This window comes from Collimonas sp. PA-H2 (assembly GCF_002564105.1).
In the GTDB taxonomy this organism is placed as follows: Bacteria; Pseudomonadota; Gammaproteobacteria; order Burkholderiales; family Burkholderiaceae_D; genus Collimonas.
On record NZ_PDBX01000001.1, the window covers coordinates 553,571 to 568,838 of the forward strand.

The 15,268-nt window shown below is 61.1% G+C and carries 10 protein-coding genes; 5 read left to right on the forward strand and 5 right to left on the reverse strand.

Annotated features, from left to right (window positions below; genetic code table 11):
• Positions 1 to 304: 304 nt before the first annotated feature.
• The 3 genes from map (at position 305) to BCF11_RS02585 (ending at position 4,521) form a co-directional block, all read left to right on the forward strand.
• Positions 305 to 1,123, forward strand: a complete 819-nt coding sequence (map, locus tag BCF11_RS02575; RefSeq protein WP_061942280.1) for a type I methionyl aminopeptidase — start codon at positions 305 to 307, stop codon at positions 1,121 to 1,123.
• Positions 1,124 to 1,156: 33 nt separating this feature from the next.
• Positions 1,157 to 3,709: a [protein-PII] uridylyltransferase gene (locus BCF11_RS02580; RefSeq protein ID WP_098493355.1), complete on the forward strand. Its 2,553-nt coding sequence runs from the start codon at positions 1,157 to 1,159 to the stop codon at positions 3,707 to 3,709.
• A 65-nt stretch (positions 3,710 to 3,774) separates the two neighbouring features.
• On the forward strand, positions 3,775 to 4,521 hold the full coding sequence (locus BCF11_RS02585; RefSeq protein ID WP_062117539.1) for a pseudouridine synthase: 747 nt from the start codon (positions 3,775 to 3,777) through the stop codon (positions 4,519 to 4,521).
• Positions 4,522 to 4,568: 47 nt separating this feature from the next.
• Here the strand turns inward: BCF11_RS02585 and BCF11_RS02590 are convergent, their stop codons facing one another.
• Both BCF11_RS02590 and BCF11_RS02595 read right to left on the reverse strand, forming a co-directional pair.
• Positions 4,569 to 5,039, reverse strand: a complete 471-nt coding sequence (locus BCF11_RS02590; protein ID WP_098493356.1) for a DUF1854 domain-containing protein — start codon at positions 5,037 to 5,039, stop codon at positions 4,569 to 4,571.
• Positions 5,036 to 7,354 carry an ABC transporter ATP-binding protein gene (locus tag BCF11_RS02595; protein WP_233212342.1) on the reverse strand — a complete coding sequence of 773 codons (2,319 nt, stop codon included), beginning with the start codon at positions 7,352 to 7,354 and terminating at the stop codon, positions 5,036 to 5,038. The genes BCF11_RS02590 and BCF11_RS02595 overlap by 4 nt, the downstream gene beginning before the upstream one ends.
• 416 nt (positions 7,355 to 7,770) lie before the next feature.
• On the opposite strand from BCF11_RS02595, the gene cphA (BCF11_RS02600) reads away from it, so the two are divergent.
• Together cphA (BCF11_RS02600) and cphA (BCF11_RS02605) are read left to right on the forward strand one after the other, a co-directional pair.
• The gene (gene cphA / locus BCF11_RS02600; RefSeq protein ID WP_098493357.1) at positions 7,771 to 9,927 is read left to right on the forward strand and encodes a cyanophycin synthetase; all 2,157 of its coding nucleotides are present in this window, start codon (positions 7,771 to 7,773) and stop codon (positions 9,925 to 9,927) included.
• 63 nt (positions 9,928 to 9,990) lie between these two features.
• Positions 9,991 to 12,561, forward strand: coding sequence for a cyanophycin synthetase (gene cphA, locus BCF11_RS02605; protein ID WP_098493358.1), 2,571 nt, complete (start codon positions 9,991 to 9,993; stop codon positions 12,559 to 12,561).
• A gap of 267 nt (positions 12,562 to 12,828) precedes the next feature.
• On the opposite strand, the gene BCF11_RS02610 is transcribed toward cphA (BCF11_RS02605), so the two are convergent.
• From BCF11_RS02610 to BCF11_RS02620, 3 genes are all read right to left on the reverse strand, one after another.
• Positions 12,829 to 14,217: an MFS transporter gene (locus tag BCF11_RS02610; RefSeq protein WP_255407770.1), complete on the reverse strand. Its 1,389-nt coding sequence runs from the start codon at positions 14,215 to 14,217 to the stop codon at positions 12,829 to 12,831.
• 102 nt (positions 14,218 to 14,319) lie between these two features.
• Complete coding sequence (locus BCF11_RS02615; protein ID WP_098493360.1) at positions 14,320 to 14,688, reverse strand: nuclear transport factor 2 family protein; 369 nt, start codon at positions 14,686 to 14,688, stop codon at positions 14,320 to 14,322.
• Between the two features lie 44 nt (positions 14,689 to 14,732).
• Positions 14,733 to 15,245 carry a cupin domain-containing protein gene (locus BCF11_RS02620; protein ID WP_098493361.1) on the reverse strand — a complete coding sequence of 171 codons (513 nt, stop codon included), beginning with the start codon at positions 15,243 to 15,245 and terminating at the stop codon, positions 14,733 to 14,735.
• Between the last annotated feature and the right edge of the window lie 23 nt (positions 15,246 to 15,268).

Consider the following 15,268-nt stretch of genomic DNA (forward strand, 5'->3'; position numbering starts at 1 on the left):
GCGGCGGAAACAGCACCCTTTTCGAGCGGATTCGCGTTTCGTATTTAAAAAAACCTACCTACAATTAAGACTAAGAACTACGGTATAGCCCAATAGCAATTCGAGCTAACCCAAGATTGTAACCTAAAACCCAGGACTTCTTCAAGTCCCGGCAGGCATATCTTTCAGCGCATCTTGTGATGCTCGTCTATAATCGTTACCTGAATGAATCCCGGCCGTTTTCGCCTGTTTTTACGGCTGTTTTGTGCGCTATTGTGCACTTAAACGCGGATTTGCCCTTATTTCTCAGAATTATTCCATACCTATGACCACTATTTCCATCAAAACCGCCGAGGATATCGCCGGCATGCGCATCGCCGGCAAGCTGGCCTCCGAGGTGCTCGACTACATCACGCCCTTCGTCAAAGCCGGCGTGACCACCGGCGAGCTGGACCGCTTGTGCCACGAGTTCATGACAAACGTGCAAGATTCGATCCCGGCCCCCCTCAACTACTGCCCGCCCGGCTATACCCCGTATCCGAAAGCCATCTGCACCTCGGTCAACGATGTCATCTGCCACGGCATTCCAGGCGACAAGGTCTTGAAGAACGGCGATGTGGTGAATCTCGACATCACCATCATCAAGCACGGCTACCACGGCGACACCAGCCGCATGTTCTATGTCGGCGAGCCGTCGATCATGGCCAAGCGCCTGGGCGACATCACCTATGAGTGCATGTGGCTGGGGATCGCCAAGATCAAACCCGGCGCGCATCTGGGCGATATCGGCCACGTCATCCAGCAGCACGCCGAGAAAGCCGGCTACAGCGTGGTGCGCGAATTCTGCGGCCATGGCATCGGCAAGGTATTCCACGAAGAACCGCAAGTCTTGCATTATGGCCGCCCTGGCACGCTGGAACGGCTGGAAGCCGGCATGATCTTCACGGTCGAGCCGATGATCAACGCCGGCCGCCGCGACATCCGCGAAATGGGCGACGGCTGGACCATCAAGACCAAGGATCGCAGCCTCTCCGCGCAATGGGAACATACCGTGCTGGTGACCGAAACCGGCTACGAAGTGCTGACCGTCTCGGCGGGCACGCCGCCGCCGCCGGCATTCGTCCAGCAGGCCGCTGCCGCCTGATCATATCTATATTCAAAGCACCGAACGCCGTACATGACCACACTTGCCGCGACCCTGAAACAACAGCTTAGAACCGAGCGGCAAGTCATCATCTCTGCCTTCCTGGCAGAGGGCAAACCCGGCGAACTGCTGACGGCGCTGCGGCGCAGCGTCGACCTGGCCCTCACCCAGGCCTGGAAAATGCTCGGCTTGCCGGCATCGGCAGCGCTGGTGGCGGTCGGCGGCTACGGCCGCGGCGAACTGTTCCCGCACTCCGACGTCGACGTGCTGATCCTGCTCGGCGCTGCGCCCGACGCCGAACTGAAACCGCGCCTGGAACAGCTGGTCCAGCTGTTCTGGGACATCGGCCTGGAGATCGGCCACAGCATCCGCACCGTCGACGAGTGCCTGAGCGAATCAGCCGCCGACATCACGGTGCAGACCAGCTTGCTGGAAGCGCGCCTGGTGACCGGCAATCACGCTTTGTTCCACCAGTTGCAGGAACGCTGCAACGCGGCGATGGACCCTTGCGCCTTTTTCCAGGAAAAAATCCTGGAAATGCGCCAGCGCCACGTCAAGTATGAAGACACGCCCTACAGCCTGGAGCCGAACTGCAAGGAAAGCCCGGGCGGCCTGCGCGACTTGCAGGTGATCCTATGGGTGGCCAAAGCCGCCGGGCTGGGCGAGTCCTGGCCCAAGCTGGCCAAGCACGGCCTGATCACGGCGGCGGAAGCGCGCCAGCTGTCGCGCCAAGAGCGCGCCTTCAAGGATATCCGCATCCGCCTGCACATCTACACCAACCGGCGCGAAGACCGCCTGGTGTTCGACGTGCAGACGCCGATCGCCGAAGCGCTCGGCTTCCAGACCACCGAAACGCGGCGCGCCAGCGAATACCTGATGCAGCGCTACTACTGGGCCGCCAAGGCTGTGACCCAGCTCAACACCATCCTGCTGCAAAACATTGAAGTGCAGCTGTTCCCGCAGCCGATGGTGCCGCAGCGTATCAACGACCGCTTCAACCACCTCAACCGCCTGATCGACATCGCCCACGACGACCTGTTCAAGACCACGCCGTCGGCCATGCTGGAACTGTTCCTGCTGCTGGCCCAGCACAGCGAGCTGCGCGACATGACGGCGCGCACCCGGCGTGCGCTATGGCATGCGCGCGTCAAGATCGACAACGCCTTCCGCCGCGATCCGGTCAACCGTTCGCTGTTCATCCAGATCATCCAGGCGCCGCAAGGGATTACCCACGCCCTACGCGGCATGAACCAGACCAGCATCCTGGGCCGCTACCTGCCGAACTTCCGGCGCATCGTTGGCCAGATGCAGCACGACCTGTTTCACGTCTACACCGTCGACCAGCACATCCTGATGGTGGTGCGCAATGTACGCCGCTTCACCATGAGCGAGCACGCCCACGAATACCCGTTCTGCAGCCAGCTGATCGCCAATTTTCCGCGTCCCTGGCTGCTATATGTCGCCGCCCTGTTCCACGATATCGCCAAGGGCCGCGGCGGCGACCATTCCAAGCTGGGCATGACCGACGCCTTGCATTTCTGCCAGCACCATGGCCTGGCGCCGCAAGATACGGCGCTGGTGGTGTTCCTGGTGGAGCATCACCTGACCATGTCGCAAGTGGCGCAAAAGCAGGACTTGTCCGACCCGGAGGTGATCCTGCACTTTGCCGGCACGGTCAAGGATGAACGCCACCTGACCGCGCTGTACCTGCTGACGGTAGCCGACATCCGCGGCACCAGCCCGAAGGTGTGGAACGCCTGGAAAGGCAAGCTGCTGGAAGACCTGTACCGCATGACCCTGCGCGTGCTGGGCGGCGAGACGCCGTCGGCCGACCGCGAACTGAAGAACCGCCAGGAAGAAGCACTAAAGACCCTGCGCCTGTACGGCTTGCCACCGGACGCCCATGAAGCGCTGTGGCAGCAGCTCGACGTCGCTTACTTCCTGCGCCATGACGCCTCCGATATCGCCTGGCAAACCCGCTCCTTCTATAACCAGATCGACAGCCCGGCGCCTATCGTCAAATGCCGCCTGGCGCCGATCGGCGAAGGCTTGCAGGTGGCGGTCTACACCAAGGACCGCAGCGACCTGTTCATCCGCATCTGCAGCTATTTCGACAGCAAGAATTTCAGCATCCTGGATGCCAAGATCCAGACCACGCGCCACGGCTATGCGCTCGACTCCTTCCTGATCAGCGCGCCGCTGTTCGCCAAGCACTACCGCGACATCATCAACCTGATCGAGCATGAACTGACCGCCTTGCTGCAAACCGACAGCGCCTTGCCGGCAGCGTCGCGCGGGCGCCTGTCGCGGCTCTCGCGCACCTTCCCGCTGACGCCAACCGTCGACCTGCGGCCGGACGACCGTGGCCAATACTATCTGCTGTCGATCACCGCCAACGACCGCACCGGCCTGCTGTACTCGGTCGCCAGCGTGCTGGCCAAGCACAAGATCAACCTGCATACCGCCAAGATCATGACCCTCGGCGAGCGCGTCGAAGACGTCTTCCTGGTGGACGGCAACGCGCTCAACCATGCACGCATGCAGATCCAGCTTGAGACCGATCTGCTGGATGCCCTGCATATCTGACCTGGCTGATGTAGCTGATTGATATAGCCGACGATATTTTTTTAATTTTCTTTTTTTAGCACGCCATGACTGAACCACTACGCCTTTCCAAACGCATGTCAGAACTCGGGCTATGCTCGCGCCGCGAGGCCGACGAGTGGATCGCGCGCGGCTGGGTACGGGTCGACGGTATCGTCGTCTCGGAACTCGGCAGCAAGGTGCTGCCGAGCCAGCGCATCAGCGTGGAGCGCCAGGCCGCCGCCGAGCAATCGAAACGCGTCACCATCCTGATCAACAAACCGGTCGGCTTTGTCAGCGGCCAGGCCGAAGACGGCTACCAGCCCGCGGTGGCTCTGATCAAGGAAGCCAACCGCTGGAGCGAAGACCGCTCGCCTACCCTGTTCCATCCTACCCAGCTGCGCAGCCTGGTGCCCGCCGGCCGCCTCGACATCGACTCGGTCGGCCTGCTGGTGCTGACCCAGGACGGCCGCATCGCCAAGCATCTGATCGGCGAAGAGACCAGCGTCGACAAGGAATACCTGGTGCGGGTGCGCTACACCAAGGGCGACAAGCTGCCCGATGCCGAGCTGCGCCGCCTCAACCACGGCCTGACGCTGGACGGCAAACGGCTCAAGCCAGCCATCGTCAAATGGCAAAACGAGGATCAGCTGAGCTTTACCCTGCGCGAAGGCAAGAAGCGCCAGATCCGCCGCATGTGCGATATGGTCGGCTTGAAGGTGCTGGGCTTGAAACGGGTGCGGATCGGCGGCGTGAAGCTGGGGAATCTGCCTGAGGGGCAGTGGCGTTACCTGGGCGCCGACGAGCAGTTCTAGGAAGTCAGGAATGCCGCGTGGGCACAAGTGCCCACACGTGATAGCAATTACAGGAAACGATCCAGTATCTTGCGGCTGGCCTTGTCCAGCGCCTGCGTATCGCGGATCAGGAACTGCACGCCGTGGCTGTCGGCGATCAGCAGGCTGGTCGCCACGATACGGCGAATATCCTCTTCGCCCTTGAGCGTGAAAGAGGCATCGCCGCGATTGGTTTCCACATACCAGATGCTAGGCGCGGTATAGCTGGACACCCTCTGGATGCGCTTGATTTCCGGCATGAACTCGCGGCTGGCAAGTTCTTTTTCGACCATCGCCCGGGTCTCATCCGGCAAATCCGACAAGCGGCTGATCCAGGACAGTTCGTGGCCGTCGGCGCTGACCAGCGACAAGCCGTCGTCCGGCGCGCCAATCGGAAAGGCCCGCACCGGCACCACCCCTTCATGCACCGCGCCATCGGCGGCGGTATACACCAGGCGGCCGAAAGCGTTGCGGCTTAATTTGAAATCATGTGTCGTCATACGTTCTCTTCGCTGTCTTCATCGACCAGTTGCGGCTCGCCTTCGCCTTCGGGATTACGCAACTGCGCCTGGTACAGGCGGTAGTAGGCGCCTTCGCGCAGCATCAGTTCGTCATGGCTGCCGACTTCGACGATCTGGCCGCGGTCCAGCACCACCAGGCGGTCGGCCTTGCGCAAGGTCGACAGGCGGTGCGCGATCGCAATCGTGGTGCGCCCCTGCACCAGATTATCGAGCGCTTTCTGGATTTCTTTTTCGGTTGTTGTATCCACCGACGAGGTGGCCTCGTCCATGATCAGGATGCGCGGATCGATCAGCAGCGCGCGCGCGATCGAAATACGCTGGCGCTCGCCGCCCGAGAGCGCCTGGCCGCGCTCGCCGACCAGCGAGTCATAGCCTTGCGGCAGGCGCAGGATGAATTCATGGGCATGGGCGGCACGGGCGGCGGCGACGATTTCCTCGCGCGTAGCCTCGGGCTTGCCGTAGCAGATGTTCTCGGCGATAGTGCCGAAGAACAGGAACGGTTCCTGCAGAACCAGGCCGATATTGCGGCGGTATTCCGAGATCGGCATAGCCCGGATATCGACGCCATCGATGCGTATCGATCCTTCCGAGACGTCGTAGAAGCGGCAGATCAGGTTCACCAGTGTGCTCTTGCCGGAACCGCTGTGCCCGACCAGGCCGATCATCTCGCCCGGCTTGATGTCCAGATTGACGCCGCGCATCACGGCCCGGTTGCCGTAGCGGAAACCGATGTCGCGCAATTCGATGGCGCCCTTGACGTTTTCCAGATGGACCGGATTGGCCGGCTCGGGAACACTGGAGACGTGATCGAGAATCTCGAAAATACGCTTGGCGCCGACCGCCGCCTTTTGCGTCACCGAGACAATCCGGCTCATCGAATCGAGGCGGGTATAGAAACGGCTGATATAGGCCAGGAACGAGGCCAGCACACCGACCGTGATTTCATTCTTCGAGACCTGCCAGATACCGAATACCCAGACCACCAGCAGCCCGATTTCGGTCAGCAAGGTCACCGTCGGCGAAAACAGCGACCAGATCTTGTTGACACGGTCGTTGACCAGCAGGTTGTGCTGGTTGGCGTCGCGGAAACGCGTGGCTTCGCGCTTTTCCTGGGCGAAAGCCTTGACCACCCGGATGCCGGGGATAGTGTCGGCCAGCACATTGGTGACTTCGGCCCAGATGCGGTCGATCTTTTCAAAACCGTGCTTGAGGCGGTCGCGCACCAGGTGGATCATCCAGGCGATGAACGGCAACGGCACCAGGGTCACCAGCGCCAGCCACGGGTTGATCGAGAACAGGATCACCGCGGTCATGATGATCATCAGGACGTCGATGGCGAAGTCCAGCAGATGCAGGGAGAGGAAAACGCAGATGCGGTCGCTTTCCGAACCGATGCGCGCCATCAGGTCGCCGGTGCGCTTACCGCCGAAATATTCCTGCGACAGGCGCAACAGGTGTTCATAGGTGGTGGTGCGCAGATTGGCGCCGATGCGCTCGCTGACCAGCGCCAATATATAGGTGCGGGCCCAGCCCAGGCTCCAGGCCACCAGCGCGGAAGCCAGCAGTCCGGACAGATACAGCTTGACCAGATCGGTATTGATGGGCTTGCCGTTCTGATAAGGAATCAGCACATTGTCCATCAAGGGCCCCATCAAATAAGGCGGCACCAGAGTGGCGGCGGTAGAAATCAGCATCAGCACGAAACCCAGCAGCAGCATGCCCTTGTAAGGCGTGGCGAAGCGCGCCAGGCGGAACAAGGCCCAGGTCGACGAAGGCGCCGCGCTTTTTTCGGGACAGATCAGGCATTCCTCGCTGTCCGCGGGCAGCGGCGCACCGCATTGAGGGCAAGTGGCCTGCTCTTCGCGCAGGGCCGAACGCCCCGCCAGCCGGTCGTCGCGCTGCTGCTCAAAGACCTTGATCAGGCGCAGCGCATCGAGATTCAAGCCCAGCGTATAGCGCCAGCTTGCCAGCTGCTGTTGCTCGTCATATAACTCCAGGCTGCCGACGCCGGCATGATCGTGATGACCAAGCTTGAGGCCGGAGCGGTAGCTCCAGTCGCGCCAGCTGCTGTCGTCGGCCATCTTGGCCAGTACGCGCTGATTGGTGACCAGCACCAGCCCTTGCGCAAAATGCAGCGAGGCGTTGAGATCGATTGCCAGGGACGCAAGGATTTCCTCGGCCGGGGCAAGCTGAGTTATCACTTCGGCACGTAAAGCGGCAGGTATTGCAGCGGGTAAATTATGTGATAAATAATTACCGGCTCGGGATATTGGGGATATTGGGTTGCTTTTCATCTAAACGGCATGGTGTGTCCGCGCGCATAATGGCTAACGGACCGGATGGAATTTTGTGTGAAACCGCCTTGGAACATGATGACAATTATTTGACACGCTCCTGCGGGAGCTACTGCAGGCGTCGCTTAGCGCACGCTCGCACTGCCAACATATTGAGAACAGGCCAAAAATGGCGCACATCGTCTGCCGCAAGTATTATATCCTATCGGGTTTTCTGGAAACGTTACGCTTCGTTACTAAATAACACTATCTTTTTGGACATTATTATTTAGTAATCCGATGTAAACCAAACCGCGCTTTAGCGCGTTACAAGTTACTGCAGGGTGTTGAAACCGGCACGCGCAATCGTTCCGGATCCACGAATGGCCATTTGGCCAGCCCTTTTTGGCACACGCCTATAGCCTCATTGCTGACTCATGAAAAACATTGAAATTCTCCGTATCATGTCCCTGCGCGGACCGAATATATGGACGTATAGATCAACCCTTGAGGCGTGGATCGACATAGGCGAACTGGAAGATTTCCCCTCCAATACCCTGCCCGGCTTCAACCAGCGCCTGACCGGCTGGCTGCCATCCCTGATTGAACACCGCTGCAGCTACGGCGAACGCGGCGGTTTTGTACAGCGCCTGCAAGACGGCACCTGGCCTGGCCACATCCTCGAACACGTCACCCTGGAACTGCAAAACCTGGCCGGCATGCCGGGTGGTTTCGGCAAGGCCCGCAGCACTTCAGTGCGCGGCGTCTATAAAGTAGCAGTGCGGGCGCGCCACGAAGAAGTCACCCGCGCCGCCCTGCACGCTGCGCGCGACATGGTGATGGCCGCGATTGAAGACAAGCCGTTCGACGTCCCCGCCACTATCGCTTCGCTGCGCACCATGGTCGACTCGCGTTGCCTGGGCCCCAGCACCGCCTGCATCGTCGAAGCCGCGGACGAACGCCGCATCCCCTCTTTCCGCTTGACTGACGGTAACCTGGTGCAGCTCGGCCACGGCATCCGCCAGCGCCGCATCTGGACCGCAGAAACCGACCAGACCAGCGCCATCGCCGAAAGCATCTCCAGCGACAAAGACCTGACCAAGACCCTGCTGCAAGCCTGCGGCGTACCGGTGCCGGAAGGCCAGGTCGTGGAAAGCCCGGAAGAAGCCTGGGAAGCGGCGGAAGACATCGGCCTGCCGGTGGTGGTCAAGCCCACCGACGCCAATCATGGCCGCGGCGTCTTCATCGACCTCAATACCCGCGAAGAAATCGAAACCGCCTACACGCTAGCGCTGGAAGAAGGCAGCAGCGTGATCGTCGAGCGCTTCATCCGCGGCAACGAACACCGCCTGCTGATCGTTGGCGGCCGCCTGGCAGCCGCTGCTCGCGGCGAGCCCTTGTCGGTAACGGCCGACGGCAGCTCCACCATCTTGCAACTGATAGAAAGCCAGATCAATTCCGATCCGCGCCGCGGCGAGCTGGAAGAATGCCCGCTCAGCCTGGTGCTGCTGGACCAGGAACCAGTGGTGCGGGTTGAACTGGAACGCCAGGGTTACAGCGGCGATTCGATTCCACCGGCCGGCAAACAAGTACTGATACAACGCAACGGCAATGTTTCGATCGACGTCACCGACCTGGTGCATCCGAGCGTCGCCGCTGCCGCCTCTCTGGCGGCGCGCGTGGTCGGCCTGGATATCGCCGGCGTCGACCTGGTGGCGGAAGATATTTCCCGTCCGCTGGAAGAACAGCGCGGCGCCATCGTCGAAGTCAACGCCGGCCCCGGCCTGCTGATGCACCTGAAGCCGGCCGAAGGCCGGCCGCGCCCGGTCGGCAGAGCCATTATCGAACATCTGTTCGCCGCTGCCGACAATGGCCGCATCCCTATCGTCGGCGTCTCCGGCACCCACGGCAAAACCACCGTCTCGCGCCTGATCGCGTGGCAGCTGCACCTGAGCGGCAACCATGTCGGCCTGGCTTGCGGCGACGGCCTCTATTTCGCCCAGCGCCGGGTGGAAAAAGGCGATTGCGCCAACTGGGAATCGGCGCAACGGGTGCTGATCAACCGCGCGGTGCAAGCAGCTGTCTTTGAAAACAGCCACGACACTATCTTGTCGGAAGGCCTGGTGTATGACCGCTGCCAGGTTGGCGTGGTCACCAACATCGCCGCCAACGACAGCCTGCCGCAGTACTACATCGGCGACGCCGAGGAAATGGTGAAAGTCACCCGCACCCAGGTCGACGTCGTGCTGCCGACCGGCGTCGCGGTGCTGAACGCCGCCGATGCGCTGGTGGCCGACATGGCGTCGCTGTGCGACGGCGAAGTGATTTTCTTCGGCATCGATCCTGCCCTGCCGGTGATTGCCGAGCATCTCGAAAAGAACAAGCGCGCGGTGTTCATCCGCAACGACCAGATCATGCTGGCCACCGGCAAGAATGAACTACTGCTGGCGGATATCACCACCGTGCCGCTGATTAGCCGCAGCAAGGATCGCTTCCAGATAGAAAACGTGCTGGCGGCGGTTGCCGCGGCATGGGCGCTGGACATCTCGCACGACTTGATGCGCGCCGGGATTGAAACTTTCGAGATGACTTAGCACCTTGCTTGTTTAAGCAAAAACCAGAAATCAGAATAATCAGAAAATTAGGAAAACCTGTCGATGGACGTATCACGTATCCGAGTACTTCGCGGCCCCAATCTGTGGAGTCGACATACCGCTATTGAAGCCATTGTGTCCTGCACCGAAGCCGAGCGCGCCATTGCCGGCATCGCCGGTTTCGAGGCCAAGCTGCGTGAACGCTTTCCACAAATCGGTTTCCTGGAGGCGACCGGCAAGAACGAAGTGGTGTCCATGGCCCATGCCCTGGAAATCGCCGCGCTTGGGTTGCAGTCGGAAGCCGGTTGTCCGGTCACCTTCAGCCGCACCGTACCGACGCTGGAAGCCGGCGTCTATCAGGTGATCGTCGAATACAGCGAAGAAGAAGTCGGCCGGCTGGCTTTCCAGCTGGCGCAGGAGCTGTGCCTGGCGGCGCTGGCGGACCAGCCTTTCGACCTAGCAAGCGCATTGGCGCGCCTGCAGGAACTGGATGAAGACATCCGCCTCGGCCCTAGCACCGGCTCCATCGTGCAAGCCGCGGTATCACGCGGCATTCCATTCCGCCGCCTGACCGGCGGCAGCATGGTGCAGTTCGGCTGGGGCAGCCGCCAGCGCCGCATCCAGGCTGCGGAAACCAATCACACCAGCGCCATCGCCGAGTCGATCGCGCAAGACAAGGACCTGACCAAGAAGCTGCTGAACGCCGCCGGCGTGCCGGTGCCTATGGGGCGCGTCGTTTCCACTGCCGAAGAAGCCTGGGCCGCGGCCCAGGAAATCGCTAGCCCGGTGGTGCTCAAGCCGCGCGACGGCAACCAGGGCAAAGGCGTGGCAGTCAACATCACCGCGCGCGAGCAGGTCATGGCGGCTTTCGCCGTGGCTTCCGAAATCTGCTCGGAAGTGATCGTCGAACGCTACCTGCCCGGCCATGACTTCCGTCTGCTGGTGGTCGGCAACCATCTGGTAGCTGCGGCCCGCCGCGATCCTCCGCAAGTGATCGGCGACGGCGTGCGCACCATCCGTCAGCTGGTAGACCATGTCAACAGCGATCCGCTGCGCGGCGAAGGCCATGCCACCTCGCTGACCAAGATCCGCTTCGATGCGATCGCCCTGGCGACGCTGGCGAAACAGAATTACGCTGCCGACTCGGTGCCGCCGCAAGGCACGCGCGTGGTGTTGCGCAACAATGCCAACCTGAGCACCGGCGGCACTGCCACCGACGTCACCGAAGATGTGCATCCGGAACTGGCGGCGCGCGCCGTTGCGGCCGCGCAGATGGTCGGCCTCGATATCTGCGGCGTCGACGTGGTCTGCAACAACGTCCACCAGCCGCTGGAAGAACAGGAAGGCGGCGTGGTCGAAGTCAACGCCGCGCCCGGCCTGCGCATGCATATCAGTCCTTCGTACGGCAAGGGCCGCGCGGTCGGCGCCGCCATCATGTCAACCATGTTTGAAGACGGCGACAATGGCCGCATTCCGCTGGTCGCGGTAGCTGGCACCAACGGCAAGACCACCACCGTGCGCCTGATTGCCCACCTGCTGGGCCGCAAAGGCCTGCGCGTCGGCATGACCAATTCGGACGGCGTCTACATCGAAAAGCAACGCATCGACACCGGCGACTGCAGCGGTCCGCGCAGCGCCCGTAATGTACTGATGCATCCGGACGTCGACGCCGCGGTATTTGAAACCGCGCGCGGCGGCATCCTGCGCGAAGGCCTGGGTTTCGACCGCTGCGACGTCGCCGTAGTCACCAATATCGGCATGGGCGACCATCTCGGCCTGAGCTTCATCAGCACGGTGGAAGACTTGAGCGTGGTCAAACGCGTCATCGTCGAAAACGTCGCGCCTGCTGGTCATGCGGTCCTGAACGCCGCCGATCCGATGGTGGCCAGCATGGCCAAAGCCTGCCCGGGTTCGATCACCTTCTTCGCCCATGATTTCCATCACCCGCTGATGACCACCCATCGCGCCCAGGGCCATCGAGTGGTGTATCAGGACGGCAACGCCATCGTCGCCGCCAAGGGCAAGCAGGAACACCGCCTGCTGCTGCAGGAAATCCCGTTGACCCGCAACGGCAGCATCGGCTTCCAGGTCGAGAACGCCATGGCCGCCATCGCCGCCGCCTGGGCCTTGAATCTGGACTGGGATGTGATACGCGCCGGCCTGGCCAGCTTTGTCAACGATGCCGCCACAGCGCCCGGCCGTTTCAATGTATTCGAGTATCGCGGCGCCACCCTGATCGCCGACTACGGCCACAATCCGGACGCCATCCAGGCGCTGGTGAAGGCAATCGACAGCATGCCGGCCAAACGCCGCTCGGTAGTCATCAGCGGCGCCGGCGACCGCCGCGATATCGATATCCGCCACCAGACTGAAATCCTGGGCGAGGCCTTCGATGAAGTGATTCTTTACCAGGACCAGTGCCAGCGCGGCCGCGCCGACGGCGAAGTGCTGGGCCTGTTGCGCGAGGGCTTGAAGAATGCCCGACGCACCACTGCCATCGAGGAAATCAACGGCGAATTCATCGCCATCGATACTGCGTTGTCGCATCTGTCGCCAGGCGATTTGTGCCTGATCCTGGTCGACCAGGTGGAAGAAGCGCTGGAACATATCGCCAAGCGTATTGCGGAAGTCTAAATATCAAGGCCTTTCATCGCGCGTAGCACACGTAGCTAACTGGGGTCAGAGTGAATTTTCTGCGCGTTTTTTGCAGAAACTTCACTCTGACCTCACTTAGCGGACCACGGAGTACATACCTCTCGTCGTCAGAAAAAATCCAGCAACGCGCTCGTTCTTTCTCCGAATCCGTCATGTGGGGTCAGAGTCGAGTTTCGCGATAAAGCGCCGCGAAAGTCGACTCTGACCCCAGATGACTCGCGTTATCTCAACTAATCAGAAGTCGCCCTACGCCGGCTTATGCCCCGTCAATGCCGCACCGGCGTTGAGGGGCAAACGCCGCGTCACCGGAATCGAGGCCATCGAGAACAGTCCGATGACGATGAAGGCTGGCCAGAAATCGCCCGCAACAATGGTCGAATGGCCTTGCAGGCGGCTGGAAAAATGCACCGCCAGGCCGCCTATCGTTACTCCCAATCCCAGGGAAATCTGCTGCACCACGCTGGCCAGGCTGGTAGCCCGGCTGACGTCGGCGCTATCCAGGTCGGCGTAAGCCATGGTGTTGAGACAGGTGAATTGCATGGAAGGGAAAAAACCGCCCAGCAAGACCACCGCCATCATCACCAGGTACGGCGTGGTCGGCGTAAACAAGCCGTACGAGGCTAGCGCCAGCCCGGCCAGCACCGCATTCCAGATCAGCACCGAACGGAAGCCGTACCGGCGCAGCACCGAGGTGCCGATGGCTTTCATGAAGATCGCGCCGAAGGCCGAAGCGCAGGTAATGGTGCCGGCATGGAAGGCATTCATGCCGAAACCGACCTGCAAGGCCAGCGGCAGCAGGAACGGCACCGCGCCAAGGCCGATGCGGAACAGCGAGCCGCCCAGCACGCTGGCGCGGAAAGTCGGGATCCGCAGCAGTCGCAAATCCAGCAGCGGAAACGGCTCACGCCGCGCGTGCAGCAGATACACATACAAGGTCAGGCCACCCGCTACGCACATGGCGAACGCCCATTCCGACGCCAGCAGTTCGCCATCGATCATCGACAGGCCCAGCATCAGCAGCGTACTACCGACCGCCGACAGCACGAAGCCCTTCATGTCGAGCGGCTGCAAATCGTCGGAACGGTAATTCTCTATGTATTTGCTGGCCAGGTACATACCCAGGATGCTGATCGGCACGTTGATCAGGAAGATCCAGCGCCAGTGGAAATAGGTAGTGATGAAGCCGCCCAGCGGCGGCCCGATCACCGGTCCCAGCTGCGATGGAATGGTCAGGTAGCTGATGGCCTTGACCAGCTCAGTGCGCGGCACCGCGCGGAAAATCACGATGCGGCCGACCGGTACCATCATGGCGCCGCCTATGCCCTGCAAGAAACGGGCGGCGACAAATGCCGCCAGCGAGCTGGAGGCGGCGCACATCAGCGAACCGCACAGGAATACCAGGATCGCCGAACGGAACACGGTGCGCGCGCCGAAGCGGTCGGCGATCCAGCCGCTGATAGGAATGAAGACGCCAAGGCCGACCACATACGAGGTCAAGGCAAGTTTCAGGGTAAGCGGATCTTGTCCGAGGTCGTGCGCCAGCACCGGCAAAGAGGTGGCAATCACCGTCGCGTCCATGTTTTCCATGAACAGCGCACAAGCAACAATCAGCGGGATGAGGAGAGTACGTTGCACTGCCGATAACCGTAGGGTAAACAAAAAGACAGATGCACGCAGTGATGCATCTGTCTGGCGGGTAGTTTACACCTATTTCGGAAAACCGGCAGGACAGCAGGGTCAGGCCGGCTTGCGCTGGCCCGGATCGTAGTAAAACTGTTCTTCCGCAATCTTGTCGCCGCGCCAGACCTGGTAGGCGATTTCATCTTGCCGGAAACTGCGGCCGTCCGGCAGTTCGATCTCGAACAGCCAGTTGATGGCGACGCGGTCGCCGTCGATCAGGAAGGATTTGACCGCCAGCGTGCGGATTTCCTTGACCGCCGACATTGCCTTTTGTTCGCCCGCCATCAGCAACTGCATTCCCTTGCGCGGCGGCTCCTGGTTTTCCTGCATGGAGGCGTCTTCGGTATAAAACTCCTCGATCGCTTCCACGTATTTGCCTTGCACAACCAGTTTTATAAAACTTTCAACACGTTCTCGATTTGGCATGAATTGATCCTGTGATGGTGTGTGGTTGAAGCACTATACACAATTCAGAAAGGACCGTTTGACTGCCGCAATTTGTCGGGCAAGCCGTCATGAGGACCGAGTGGATCCTGCGGTGCATCGCTCCAGTACTGGCTGCCGATCGCGGCGTTGCGCGCCGGATGCAAAGGATAGATTACCTGGTTGTCGGCGCGGAAGCACTCGCCCACCACCAGCAGCCGCACATCGGTTTCGGTGTTATTGATGAAGGTATGCGCGAGGCCGGTGCCGGTAGCGAAACCGACGCCGTCGCCCGGCGCCAGCCGGTGCAGATGACCGTCCAGCCATACGTCTGGCGTGCCTTCGATCACATAGGCGAATTCTTCCTCGGTCTTCTCTGCGTGCGGCCAGGAAGTACGGCGGCCGGGCGGCAGCACCTCATGGTGGATCCCTATCCTTTTCAAGCCGAAGCTGCGGCCGAACGGCGAACCGATGGACATCAGCTCAGCGCTGTCGGGATAGTGCGAATCGTCCGCGCCTTTAATCTCTTGCCAGTTCTTTATACACTCCGGTCGCGCCATGTTCGTCTCCGCTCGTTTACATT

What these genes read in the sequence shown, in the direction of transcription:
- BCF11_RS02585 (WP_062117539.1), top strand. Translation starts at nt 3,775, where the DNA reads ATGACTGAACCACTACGCCTTTCCAAACGCATGTCAGAACTCGGGCTA.
- map (WP_061942280.1), top strand. Translation starts at nt 305, where the DNA reads ATGACCACTATTTCCATCAAAACCGCCGAGGATATCGCCGGCATGCGC.
- BCF11_RS02595 (WP_233212342.1), bottom strand. Translation starts at nt 7,354, where the DNA reads ATGAAAAGCAACCCAATATCCCCAATATCCCGAGCCGGTAATTATTTA.
- cphA (WP_098493358.1), top strand. Translation starts at nt 9,991, where the DNA reads ATGGACGTATCACGTATCCGAGTACTTCGCGGCCCCAATCTGTGGAGT.
- cphA (WP_098493357.1), top strand. Translation starts at nt 7,771, where the DNA reads ATGAAAAACATTGAAATTCTCCGTATCATGTCCCTGCGCGGACCGAAT.
- BCF11_RS02590 (WP_098493356.1), bottom strand. Translation starts at nt 5,039, where the DNA reads ATGACGACACATGATTTCAAATTAAGCCGCAACGCTTTCGGCCGCCTG.
- BCF11_RS02580 (WP_098493355.1), top strand. Translation starts at nt 1,157, where the DNA reads ATGACCACACTTGCCGCGACCCTGAAACAACAGCTTAGAACCGAGCGG.
- BCF11_RS02615 (WP_098493360.1), bottom strand. Translation starts at nt 14,688, where the DNA reads ATGCCAAATCGAGAACGTGTTGAAAGTTTTATAAAACTGGTTGTGCAA.
- BCF11_RS02620 (WP_098493361.1), bottom strand. Translation starts at nt 15,245, where the DNA reads ATGGCGCGACCGGAGTGTATAAAGAACTGGCAAGAGATTAAAGGCGCG.